This window comes from Bacillus cereus group sp. BfR-BA-01382, assembly GCF_022663475.1.
In the GTDB taxonomy this organism is placed as follows: domain Bacteria; phylum Bacillota; class Bacilli; order Bacillales; family Bacillaceae_G; genus Bacillus_A; species Bacillus_A thuringiensis_S.
The window spans coordinates 1-12965 of record NZ_JAKUFQ010000133.1; the positions used below are offsets into that span (position 1 = coordinate 1).

Genomic DNA, 12965 nt, shown 5'->3' on the forward strand with positions numbered 1-12965 from the left:
CCCATTTCAATTCCTACTGCAACTCCTAATGCATGGCCCGCTGTTCCAAGTGCTAAACCTTTTGCAATCGGATGCTTAACTCTAAATGTTTTTAAGAATAATGCCCCTAATGCGTATACGATAACTGCGTTGAAAATAACTGCAAACGATGTAATTGCTGGAATACCACCAATACTTTCTGAGATTGGTAACGCAATTGCTGTTGTTGCTGCTTGTGGTAGCATTGAATTCATTACTGCTGTATCTAAACCGATTGCTTTTGCAACAATGAACACGACAATTACTGAGCAAATAGATCCCACCACGATAGCCGATAAAATTTGCCACCAATATTTTTTCAACTTATCCACTTGCTTGTATAGTGGGATAGCGAATGCAATTGTTGCTGGTTCTAAGAAGAAACTAATCATTTTTCCGCCAGTATTATATTCTTCAAAAGTAAAGTTACCTACCTTTAGAAAGACAATCCCTAATACCATCGCTACAAATAATGGTGTAAATAAGAAGAATCCTTTTGAATGCTTGAATAATAACGTTCCGATCCCGTATGCGATTAATGAAACGACGATTCCGAAATATGGAGTCATTGTGCTTGCCATATTCATTACCTCCTAACAATATATAAATGCAATGGTTACGCAACCTTTCCGTGCTTGCGTCCTTTATTTACTACTTTCAATTCTTTTGTATCTTCTGTTTCTTTTTCATCTTTTCCTAAAATAAATTGTGCAAATAATCCTGTTACAGCTAGTAAAATAACTGTTGCTACAACAATTACAGTTAAAATTTGTACAAAATATTGTCCCATTACACCAAGAGAATTAATAACTGAAATACCTGATGGGACGAAAAGGAATCCGATAATACCTGTTAAAGCTGTTCCAAGTGATTCAACTTGCTCCAATTTAATAACTTTTAAACATAATAGACTAAATAAAATAACTAACCCGATTACCGATGAAGGCATCGGAATTGGTGAATGTGTTGCAATAATATTAGAAATTAACATAATAGCTGAGAATATGAATGCTTGTGATAAGAAACTGTATACTTTTTTCGTACTCATTTTGGCCACCTCTTTCGATTTGGTACCTTTATTGTATAAGATGTAAGTAACGAGGTAAGCGTTTACATAACAGAACGTCAAATATACAGAATCAGTTACAAATATAAAAGGATGAAATACAAAAGCTGCTTCTTAAATACGAAGCAGCTTCTTGAGTTCTTTGGCATATGTACGGCTAACAGGTACTTTCGATCCTTCTTTCATGATTAAATTATAAGTAGAATTGAACCATGGCTGAATTTCAGTAATATGATTAATATTTGCAATAAAGCTACGATGGACGCGCATGAAGTTTGCTTGTGGTAACTTCTTCTCTAAAATTACAAGTGTATCATGTGTTACATATGTTTCCCTCATTGTTTTTACTGTTACTTTCCCATCTACAAGCCCTACATATATAATATCTTCAATATTCACAAGTACGATTGATTCTTCAATTGGTAATGCTAATTTATGCATCTCTGCTGTTACATCTGTCCCCTTTATTTCGTGCTTCGTTTCTATTTGCGCTTGTTTTTGTTTTTTATACTTCTTTAATGTTTGCACAATACGCTCTTCATCAAATGGTTTTAAAATGTAGTCTAACGCATCTACTTCAAATGCTTGCAACGCATATTGATCATAGGCAGTAGCAAATACAATTGCAGGTGGATTTTTCATCTTCTTTAATATATTCGCGATTTCAAATCCGTTATCATCGGATAATTGAATATCTAAAAATACAATATCTGGTCTACATTGCATTAGTTCTTCTAATGCGTCTTCCACACAATCAGCCTCACCAACTATCTCAACTTCTTTCGTTCTCTCTAATAAATACTTTAGTTCATCACGTGCTAACATTTCATCGTCAACTACTAATACTTTTAACACCTGGCTCTTCCTCCCCTACTTTTTTTGGAATAATAAAGGTAATCTCCGTCCCTTTATTTAATTCACTTTCGATATGAAGCATCATTTCTTTCCCAAATAACCCAATAAGACGTTCATTAATATTATATAAAGCTGTTCCAGTCCCTTTCTTTGAAGAAACTACCATCTTTCCTAATTGTTCTAAACGTTCTTCCTCAATTCCCTGTCCATTATCTTTTACTTCAAAGTGAACCATACCCTCTTTTTCAAAAACATGCACTTCCACTTCACACACTGGTTGCTTCTTCGGAAAAGCATGTCGCAATGCATTTTCAACCAATAGTTGAAGAACAAATGGTGGTACTAAAGTTGTCTTTAGCTCATCCTCAATATACATCTTTACCTCATACTTATTTGGGAACCTTGCTTGTTCTAGTGATAAGTATGCCTGTACATGGTTTAATTCTTGTTCCAGTGGAATCAATAACTGACGTGCTCCTTGCAAATTACAACGGAAATACACGCTAAGCTGTAATAATAACTTCCTTGCTTTTTCTACATCTGTTCGGCATAAAGCTGATACTGTATTAATCGCATTAAATAAAAAGTGCGGGTTAATTTGCGCTTGTAATGCTTTTATCTCCGCATCTTGAAGTAATTTACTTTGCAACTCAGCTTCTCCTAACTCTAACTGCGTGGAGAATATTTTTGCTAACCCTTCTGCTAATTCTTCTTCAACGCGACTTAACTGGTTAGAATTTTTGAAATACAGTTTTAATGTCCCTATCGTATTTCCATGTGAAGTTAGTGGAATAACAATAGCGGCTTGTAAGGGACAGCCTTCATGTTGGCAATTAATAACCTCACGTGATTTCGCCTTCATTATTTGCCCTGTATGTAAAACTTCTTTTGATAAACCAGTTATTAAACTATGTGAAGGAATATGGTGATCTGATGCTAATCCAACGTGCGCTAATATTTTCTCTGTATCTGTTAAAGATACCGCATCTGTTCCTGTAAAGCGGTGAATAATTTGTGCCACATGCTTACACGATTCTTCTGTTAAGCCTTGACGAAAATACGGTAACGTTTTATCAGCAATACGCAATACTTTATGAGTCTGAAGTGCTTTTGCATTCTCCTCCTGACGCAAAATAGCTTGTATCATAGAAAGTAAAATAAAACTTCCAAAACTATTTACAAGAATCATCGGTATCGCTATTGTTTTCACAACGCTAATTCCATCCTCTATAATTAATAAAATCATAAGCATTTCTAAAGATACGATAAAAATACTTAAAACTGCTGAAAACTTAGGAGTAATTGTACGGTTATATTTTTTGAAAATATATCCGATATAACCAGTTATAATCCCCGCTAAAATAGAAGAGATTGCGCAACTTAGCGCTGTCGTACCACCAAGCATATAACGATGAATACCAGCAATAAACCCTACTCCAATCCCTACGATAGGGCCACCAAGTAAGCCGCTAATACCAACACCCATAATACGCGTATTCGCAATTGTACTTGACGAAGAAACACCTTGTAACCAATTTTCATTCATAATTGTATTTCCCGCTATTTCAATCCCAGTGTAATTGCTTACAATTGTAAATACCGAAAAAATACAAATAAGCTTAAGCTTATCTACATAGCCATCCTGTTTATGAAGGAGGCGCCTGAAAGTTTTAATATGAGAGAGTAAAAATCCTAAAATAACTATAAGTCCGACTCGTTCAATCATCATGAGTACTAAATTTAGCATCTTTGATTCATTCCTTTTTATTTAGTTAGTTTTATTATGGGAAAATAATGAAGCCGACGTCAAGAAGAACGAAATGTTTTTTGAAATATTTCACACATAATAACTTCCTCTTTATTTGACAATCCAATAGAAGAGTGCTAAAAATAAAGTAATATAATACAGTCCTTTAACCCAACCCCGTGAGGTTGAGAAGGAAGTCGGAATACAATATACGTATGTTCTTTTTTGGGGATACGTATGCTTTTTTGGCCTTCTCATCATATCAGGTGAGAAGGCCTTTTGTTATTCTTCCATAGCGACTGTAGAAAATAAGGAGGAGTAATAATGAACGTCACTACTGATGTACAACAAACAACAGAGGAGACGAAAGCGAAAAGGTATAAAACATTATTTGGTTCTGCGCTAGGATATGCAGCAGAAGGTTTAGATATGTTGCTATTATCTTTCGTACTTGTCTATATTTTAAAAGAGTTTCACTTAAGTCCTGTTGAAGGTGGAAACTTAACATTAGCTACCACAATAGGGATGTTAATTGGTTCTTATTTATTTGGATTTATTGCTGATTTATTTGGCCGTATTCGTACAATGGCCTTCACAATCTTACTGTTTTCACTAGCAACCGCACTCATTTATTTCGCAACAGACTACTGGCAATTATTAATTCTTCGCTTTTTAGTTGGAGTGGGAGTTGGTGGTGAATTCGGAATCGGAATGGCCATTGTAACAGAAACATGGTCTAAAGAAATGCGCGCTAAAGCGACATCTGTTGTTGCACTTGGATGGCAATTTGGTGTACTGATTGCTTCACTCCTTCCAGCATTTATTGTCCCACACTTTGGATGGAGAGCCGTTTTCTTATTTGGATTAATTCCAGCTTTACTAGCTGTCTATGTCCGTAAAAGTTTAAGTGAACCGAAAATATGGGAGCAAAAACAACGCTACAAAAAGGAACTATTGCAAAAAGAAGCTACAGGTAAATTAACAACTACTGAAGCAGAACAACTAAAACATATAAAAAAATTCCCACTTCGAAAATTATTTGCCAATAAAAAAGTAACAATCACAACAATCGGTCTTATTATTATGTCGTTTATCCAGAACTTCGGATATTACGGCATCTTCACATGGATGCCAACTATTTTAGCAAATAAATATAACTATACATTAGCAAAAGCGAGTGGCTGGATGTTCATTTCTACCATCGGTATGCTAATTGGAATTGCAATCTTTGGTATTCTGGCTGATAAAATTGGTCGTCGTAAAACTTTTGCAATTTATTATATTGGTGGTACAGTATACTGTCTCATTTACTTCTTCTTATTCACAGATTCAACATTATTATTATGGGGAAGTGCATTGCTTGGATTCTTTGCAAATGGAATGATGGGAGGGTTTGGGGCAATTTTAGCTGAAAACTACCCTGCTGAAGCTCGCTCTACCGCAGAAAACTTTATTTTCGGTACAGGACGTGGGTTAGCTGGATTTGGGCCTGTTATTATCGGCTTACTCGCTACAGGCGGCAACCTGCTTGGAGCATTGTCCTTGATTTTTATCATCTATCCAATCGGGTTAATTACAATGCTAATATGTGTACCAGAAACAAAGGGAAAAGTATTAGATTAAACGTAAAAGAGGAAGCATCTTATTTAAGATGCTTCCTCTTTTACGTTTTTATTTATTTTGATTTACTAGCCTTCTGAAATAAGAATGCAGTTTTATCTTCTTCTTTTACAATACCTTGTTTTAATGCTAATTCTCCCGCAACTTTAGGCGCTAACCATAGCATTGGGAATAATAAAATTGATACCGGAACTGCCGTCACTACGATAAACGATTGTAGCGCATTAATACTTCCTTCACCCATATATAAAAGAATTGCTGCAACTGCTCCCATAATAAGCGACCAAAAAATTCGCAAACTAATTCTAGGATCTCCGTCTCCAGTCACTGCCATTGAAATGGAATACGCCATTGAATCTCCTGTTGTCACTACAAATAAAATTGTTAATAAAAGAAATGCTGGTCCAATAATATTAGAAAGTGGCAATTGCCCTGTAATTGCAATCATAGCTGCCGGCATACCAGATTCACTTAATGCGTCCGAGATAGAACCAGGATTCATTAACTCATAAAACACACCTGATCCACCTAATATAGTAAACCAAAACGTTGTAATAATAGGTGCGATAATTCCAATTGCAACGATGATTTCTCGAATCGTTCTCCCTCTTGAAATTCGACTCACTAAAATTGCCATCATTGGTCCGTATCCAATAAACCATCCCCAGAAAAAGATTGTCCAAGATCCTAACCAACTTGTATCACCACGGTATGTGCTCATCGGTATAAACTCACTTACATAAAATCCAAACGAAGAAACAAACGAATCAATAATAAATCCACCTGGCCCAAATAGTAATATGAATGCCATTAACAAAATTGCTAATCTAACATTTAAATTACTTATAATTTGAATCCCTTTATCAATACCTGTTACTGCCGATATGGTAGACACGGCCACTACACAAACAATAATTGCCAATTGAGTAGTAAACACATCAGAAATTCCAAATAATTCTTGTAATCCATAACTTGCTTGTAAACCTAAAAATCCAATGGGGCCAATTGTACCTGCAGCTACTGCAATAATTGCAGCTGCATCAATTATCGTTCCAAGCAGGCTCTTTCTTAATTTTTCCCCAAAAATAGGATATAAAAGCGTTCGAGGTTTTAGCGGCATACCTTTATGATAATGTCCATACATCATAACTACCGCACTAATTGTACCTAAAATCGTCCATGCTAAAAATCCCCAATGCATATAACTTTGTGCTAAAGCAGGCATGACTGCTTCTTTCGTTCCAGCAGATATACCATCATGTATTGGTGGCACCGTCATCAAATGGTACATTGGCTCTGCTGCTGCCCAAAAAACGCCACCTCCGGCAAGTAATGTAGACATAATAATAGCAAGCCATTTTGCCGTACTAATCTCAGGTTTTTCTAATCCCCCAAGTTTAACTCTCCCATATTTGGAGAACGCCATACACATCGCAACAATAAATGTACCTAATAATAAAACTTGCCAGAAGGCACCAAAATATTTAATTGAAAAAGCGAAACTGTTATTAATCGCACTCTCTACATAATCCTTGTTCAAAAAAACTGCAATTACAAATAATAAAAGTGAACCACCGCTAATAATAAATACAGGCCAATCAGTTTTTCGACTCTTCATCCTCATTTACAATTCCTCCTTCCTCAGCAATCTAAAAAAACAACTTTATTATGTTTTATTGTTTAAACCCAAAACACAATAATTATATATGCATAACATTTTATCGACTTCCCACATACTTATGTTGTCCCTAAAAATATGCCAAATCCCTTATTAAAAAGAAAAAATCTCTTTCTCTTACATAAAAAAGCAAAACAAAAGACCTTATATTTCTATAAGGTCTTCGAAACAGAAATTTGATTATAACATAAGGAACTCCTTGGTTCAAAAATCCTCTTCCAAAAATAACCGAGAGTAAAGGCTTCCATTTGCTACATAACAGTAATTAAAAAAATTATATTTTGCAGAAAAAACTGCACTAAATATTATTTATGAAAGAAATTTGGCTTCAAAATTTCATTCGGATACGGTTTGTGATAAATATGAGTGGTAGCTGGAGATAATGGTGGAATAAGCCACACCCAATTACCTGTTACAACACGACCACAAGCAGCTTCTTGCTTCTCAAATTGCTGAAATTGTTGTGCAGCAGTATGATGATCAACAATACTAACTCCTTGTTTTTTAAAAGAGTGTAGTACGGCAATATTCAACTCAATTAGCGCCTTATCCTTCCATAACGTACCGTTTCTCGATGTATCTAAATCCATCATCTCCGCAACAGCCGGAAGTAAATTATAACGATCATGATCCGCTAAGTTGCGCGCCCCAATTTCTGTTCCCATATACCATCCATTGAACGGAGCAGCTGTATAAGAAATACCGCCAATTTCTAAGCACATATCCGAGATCATTGGAACCCCATACCATTTTGCTCCAAGTGATGAAATAGGGTATTCTGGGTGTTCAATTGGCACTTCTTTTACTTCTTTCCTCGGAATTTCTTTATATGTAGGCGCCTTCCCGTTTATAGAAAACACAAGTGGCAATACATCGAAATTCGTACCTTCTCCTTGCCAGCCAAGCTCCTGACAAAAGTCCGTAAATGTAGCGGAATGAGAGTCACCGATCACTCCCATTTCTGTTTTATATCCTGCATATCGAATCAATTGGTGATTATAAATTCGTATATTATTTTCCTCACCTTGATGTTGCTTAAAAATCGTAATGGTTGGTTTAACTTTCCCGTCGTTCGTTGCATATTTAATATGATGAATTAATGCATTATATACACCCTCTTCATCATTTACTTCGCGCGCATCTAATATGTGCATCTTACTCCAAAATAGTCTTCCAATACATCTATTACTGTTACGCCATGCCATTCGTGAACCATGAACAAGTTCTTCAAATGTATGCTCATATGTCCCTGTCTTCTCTACCTCAATTTGAATTTCTTTTATACGTTCTTCTATCAATTGTTCTTTATGAAGCTCTTTATAACAAATCGTAATAAAATTACTTGCTTCCTCTATTAATTGTTTCGTTTCACTCATAAACAATCTCCTTCTATTTCAACAAAACCCTGATACTTTACAGTATAAGCAAAAAGGATAGGAGTCACAAATGAAAGCGAGAGTGTTACTTTTATTGTAATATTTTTCAGAAAATTAACGAACTTACTATTGACTTCCATAGAAAATGAGTGTATTTTTGACTCAGGTAAAGTTTTTTTACCTAGACCAACTTTTGAATAGAAAGGAGGGAATGTTATGTCTTCATTTCAATTGCCAAAGCTTTCATATGACTATGATGAACTAGAGCCACATATCGATAGCAATACACTTTCCATTCATCATGGAAAGCACCATGCGACATACGTAAACAATTTAAATGCTACTTTAGAAAATTATACTGAATTACATAATAAATCTTTAGAAGAATTGCTATGTAATTTAGATGCTTTACCGAAGGAAATTGTTACAGCTGTACGAAATAACGGTGGTGGTCACTATTGTCATAGTCTTTTTTGGGAAGTGATGAGCCCACGAGGTGGCGGTGAGCCTAATGGAGACGTTGCAAAAGTAATTGATTATTATTTCAATACCTTTGACAACTTAAAAGATCAACTTTCCAAAGCAGCTATTAGTCGTTTTGGAAGTGGCTATGGATGGCTTGTTCTTGACGGTGAGGAACTCTCTGTTATGAGTACACCAAATCAAGATACGCCTTTGCAAGAAGGAAAAATCCCCTTACTCGTAATTGATGTATGGGAACATGCTTATTATTTAAAGTATCAAAATCGGCGCCCCGAGTTTGTTACCAACTGGTGGCATACAGTAAACTGGGACCAAGTAAACGAGAAGTATTTACAAGCAATTCAATCGCAAAAACATTAGTCGTACGTATAAGGTAAATTTGGTAATGTAAAATCAGTATTGTCGAAATCCTCCAGAATCCCCCGGATTGCCACCGGGGGATTTATGATTACTTCATTGTATTTATATAATGTTTTAAAACATTTTTTATTTCTATTTTCAGCTCTCGGAACAAAAATCCAAATTCACGAGCCTTTCCATTATGTAACGTACAGTTAGTTACCTCATTATAAGGAGCTATATTTTCCCCAGCTTCCTGGATAAGTGCTTTTATTCCCGTCTTCTCTTCTATGAAATGAATAATTTCTTCCGTAGAAACTACCCCGTTACTACAGGCGTTAATTGGTCCTTTCACATTTTCCATTCCGCACCAAGCTAGAAACTCTCCTGCCTCTTTTTCATGTATAAATGACAAATTTCCATCTACATGATCCACAACGATAGGGTTTTGGTTCACAACACATTCAACGTAAAATTGTAACCTTTTCGTATAATCATTTTCTCCAATAACAACTGGAAAACGCACTGCAACGACTGGGAATGTTGCATATTGAAATAAAACCGCTTCGGCTAATCGCTTTCCTTCACTATAATTAAAATCATTCCTATCTCCATATGTAATTGCATATTCGTATGGATTAAAGTCCTCTTCTAACAAGCTTAATGCAGGTTCATAGACAGCCATTGAAGATGTCATAATATACTTCTTCGTTTTTCCTTTCAAAACTTCACATACCATTTTCGCTGCATTTGAACTATAGCATAAATTATCGTATACAATATCATAACTTTTTCCTTCTAGACGCTCTTCTAGTAGTTTTCCATCTTCTCTATCGACAATTATTCTTTTTACTGCGTTACCAAAAGAATCTTCAGTAACTCCCCTCGTGGCAATTGTTACATCGTGTCCAGCTTGCAAAAGGTACTCTACTAAATGTTTACCAAAAAATCTTGTTCCTCCTAGCACCAACACTTTCTTCAATTTCATCATCCCCATTTTTGCAATTTATAAAATACTACTTCTTTTATTATAAAAGGCTACTATAAAAAAAAGCATGAAATCAGTTTAACGATTCCATGCTTTTATGCAGATAATATATTAACGGACTCTATATTTAAAAATACAATAACAAAAGTACAAAATAGAAATTACTGATACATAAACCCATAGTTCATATACAAATCCCTCTCCCCACACTCCCATAAAATAAAATAGTGAAGGTAAAGTCAATGTTACCCATGATTGTACGAAGGCGATTCGTCCGAGATATTGATTAATATTCTTTTTTTGTGTATTTAGCACAAAGAATAAGTACCAAAGTAATGCCCACATAAACCATGTTAACGCATTAACAACATCATGAAATTGAACAAATGAAACAACCATATAGAATAAGGCTATAATTGCTACCCAAATACAAAACCATCCTAGACCACTACTATCCATTCCCTTTATAAAAGTAACACCTACATATAAATAGGTTAATCCAAATAAGAAAGTAGCCGCATATGAATACACTGTCCAATTGCTTTGGTCAGAAATCATGATCAAATAAAACGGAATAATAATTTGTAGTGCACCCACAAATAAATTAAAAACACCCGCACTTTTCATCTCTGCTTTCCCTAATATAACAAGACTATTTAAAAATAAAGCTGCCCCTGAAAGTAATAATCCTACATAACCCATATATACTCGTGTGAAAATCTTTACCTTTCACACTTTTAACCTCCCCACACTATAAAGTGATACTTATATTATTTTTCTTCCCATTTAAAACTACATACATAATTTTTCATCTGTATAAGTCAGACCTCCTACCTTAAAAAGGAGCGAACTTAAAACGCTTTCAATAATAAATAATCCTATCAAAACATGAACTAGGATTCCTTGATTATAAACGGACTCTAGCGATGATACAAGTGTTGGAATACATTTCAATAATACGCTTTCAATTTCCATAAAAAATGAATAAAATAATACATTCCTCTATCTCATTCTACTACCTTCTAGCATAAGATATTGTAAAATCCTATCATTTTAAGAAAGGTTTGATATTTATGCCTCTTCATTATCCAAATCATTCTGTTTTTCACTCTACAGGTGTATTAACAAGAGAACCTGCAACTATTTCAGCGGTCATAAACATTGTAAATTTAGATGCATATTACGCTCACTATGTAAATATAGAAGTGTGGGATTGGTCTAATTATTCTAATCCTGTAAAGTTACCTGTATTAATTGGTGAAAATGCAGAAGTAGAATTCCCATATGTTTTACAAGGCAATCATCTCGCAGTCTTTTATGCTAATTTAGATGAAACTATTGATTTGTATGAAATACGTATTTCTTATCCCGCTCACTCCAATATTATTGCAAATTGTTTCGGACGAAGTCTCCCACCATATACAAGTCAAGAGGGAAACACAGTATATCACAAACAACTTGTTCGAATTCATTAATTCCTCCTATTATGTAATAGGTGTTGGTCCGTAATACATTCTTTCTTATGAGAAAATTGTATTACGGACCTAAAACGCGATAGTAACCCTTAACAGTTTTTGATTGTTTCAAATCCTCAATTTTGTATAAGGAATAGGCTTGAATCAAAACCTTTAATTTCTTTTAATAAATTTACATATGCTCGCTGAAATTGCTCTTGTGTTGCTGGCTGATCATAAAATAAAACTTTAATCAGTTGGGGTTTTACAGGCAGTTGATCCCTCATCTATATCCTTTCCGATAATTTTCCTTATTTATAACAATACCTTTGTAGCACTTTTCAATCTTTATTCACTTACTACTAGGCTATATTAAATACACTTTCGTTCTAAGACGAGAAATAGAGCGCATACTTAATAATCAATACCTTTACTAATATTGAAAGTATCGATTCCTACACGTGTTGCCAGTCAAATATTCCTATAAAACAGGGAACGTTCTTTTCTAGGTTAGGTAATAAACTTAATAAAAAATGAATATAAAAAATGACCTCTTGCTTTTAAGCAAAGGTCATTTTTTTATTCATCATTAAACTTCTAAATAGCCATTTTTATTATTTGATTGCCATTTCCAAGAATCTGCACACATCTCTTCTAATCCGCGTGTTGCCTCCCAGCCTAATTCACGCTTTGCTTTCGATGCATCAGCAAAACATACTGCCACATCACCTGGGCGACGCTCTGTGATTTTATAAGGAACTTTCTTGCCCGAAACTTTTTCAAATGCTTCAACCATCTCTAGTACACTATAGCCCATGCCTGTGCCCAGGTTATAAGCATCTACTCCTGTTGTACTCATTACTTTCTCAAGCGCCTTTACGTGACCATTTGCTAAGTCCACAACATGGATGTAATCACGGACTCCTGTTCCATCTTTCGTTGGATAGTCATTTCCGAATACACTTAATTCTTTTAACTTACCTACTGCTACTTGCGTTACATATGGCATTAAGTTATTTGGGATTCCATTTGGATCTTCTCCGATACGCCCACTTTCGTGTGCACCAAATGGATTGAAATAGCGAAGTAATGCGATACCCCATTCTGCATCTGCAAATGCTACATCACGCATAATTTGCTCAATCATTAATTTCGTTTGACCATATGGATTTGTTGCACTTAATGGAAACTCCTCCGTAATCGGTGACGTTTCCGGGATACCATATACAGTTGCAGATGAACTAAAGATCATCTTCTTTACATTATGTTTCTGCATTACTTCACATAGCACTAACGTGCTTGTAATGTTGTTATGATAATATGTTAATGGAATCGCTACTG

At 35.1% G+C, this 12965-nt stretch carries 12 protein-coding genes; 3 read left to right on the forward strand and 9 right to left on the reverse strand.

Going from position 1 to position 12965, the window contains the following annotated elements:
- From lrgB to lytS, 4 genes are all read right to left on the reverse strand, one after another.
- Nucleotides 1-599: antiholin-like protein LrgB (lrgB, locus tag MR160_RS30335; protein WP_242298963.1), on the reverse strand; the 599-nt coding region annotated here is incomplete at its 3' end.
- A 35-nt stretch (nt 600-634) separates the two neighbouring features.
- On the reverse strand, nt 635-1066 hold the full coding sequence (lrgA, locus tag MR160_RS30340; RefSeq protein WP_242298964.1) for an antiholin-like murein hydrolase modulator LrgA: 432 nt from the start codon (nt 1064-1066) through the stop codon (nt 635-637).
- 132 nt (nt 1067-1198) lie between these two features.
- On the reverse strand, nt 1199-1939 hold the full coding sequence (locus MR160_RS30345) for a LytR/AlgR family response regulator transcription factor (protein WP_000921846.1): 741 nt from the start codon (nt 1937-1939) through the stop codon (nt 1199-1201).
- Nucleotides 1917-3686 carry a two-component system sensor histidine kinase LytS gene (gene lytS, locus MR160_RS30350; protein ID WP_000933557.1) on the reverse strand — a complete coding sequence of 590 codons (1770 nt, stop codon included), beginning with the start codon at nt 3684-3686 and terminating at the stop codon, nt 1917-1919. Before lytS ends, MR160_RS30345 begins: the two co-directional genes overlap by 23 nt.
- A gap of 324 nt (nt 3687-4010) precedes the next feature.
- On the opposite strand from lytS, the gene MR160_RS30355 reads away from it, so the two are divergent.
- Nucleotides 4011-5309: an MFS transporter gene (locus MR160_RS30355; protein WP_001103416.1), complete on the forward strand. Its 1299-nt coding sequence runs from the start codon at nt 4011-4013 to the stop codon at nt 5307-5309.
- Nucleotides 5310-5361: 52 nt separating this feature from the next.
- Here MR160_RS30355 and MR160_RS30360 read toward each other — a convergent pair whose 3' ends face one another.
- Both MR160_RS30360 and MR160_RS30365 read right to left on the reverse strand, forming a co-directional pair.
- On the reverse strand, nt 5362-6930 hold the full coding sequence (locus MR160_RS30360) for a BCCT family transporter (protein ID WP_001242450.1): 1569 nt from the start codon (nt 6928-6930) through the stop codon (nt 5362-5364).
- Between the two features lie 359 nt (nt 6931-7289).
- Nucleotides 7290-8360: a nitric oxide synthase oxygenase gene (locus MR160_RS30365; protein WP_242298965.1), complete on the reverse strand. Its 1071-nt coding sequence runs from the start codon at nt 8358-8360 to the stop codon at nt 7290-7292.
- Between the two features lie 216 nt (nt 8361-8576).
- Between MR160_RS30365 and sodA the strand changes: the two genes are divergently transcribed.
- Entirely contained in the window at nt 8577-9203 is a 627-nt protein-coding gene (gene sodA, locus MR160_RS30370) for a superoxide dismutase [Mn] (RefSeq protein ID WP_000094037.1), read from the forward strand.
- 88 nt (nt 9204-9291) lie between these two features.
- Here sodA and MR160_RS30375 read toward each other — a convergent pair whose 3' ends face one another.
- Both MR160_RS30375 and MR160_RS30380 read right to left on the reverse strand, forming a co-directional pair.
- Nucleotides 9292-10179, reverse strand: coding sequence for an NAD-dependent epimerase/dehydratase family protein (locus tag MR160_RS30375; RefSeq protein WP_003310130.1), 888 nt, complete (start codon nt 10177-10179; stop codon nt 9292-9294).
- A gap of 102 nt (nt 10180-10281) precedes the next feature.
- Nucleotides 10282-10872, reverse strand: a complete 591-nt coding sequence (locus tag MR160_RS30380) for an AmiS/UreI family transporter (RefSeq protein WP_000542567.1) — start codon at nt 10870-10872, stop codon at nt 10282-10284.
- Nucleotides 10873-11243: 371 nt separating this feature from the next.
- On the opposite strand from MR160_RS30380, the gene MR160_RS30385 reads away from it, so the two are divergent.
- Complete coding sequence (locus MR160_RS30385) at nt 11244-11645, forward strand: hypothetical protein (protein ID WP_001128270.1); 402 nt, start codon at nt 11244-11246, stop codon at nt 11643-11645.
- A gap of 568 nt (nt 11646-12213) precedes the next feature.
- Here MR160_RS30385 and galE read toward each other — a convergent pair.
- Nucleotides 12214-12965: UDP-glucose 4-epimerase GalE (gene galE / locus MR160_RS30390; RefSeq protein ID WP_242298966.1), on the reverse strand; the 752-nt coding region annotated here is incomplete at its 5' end.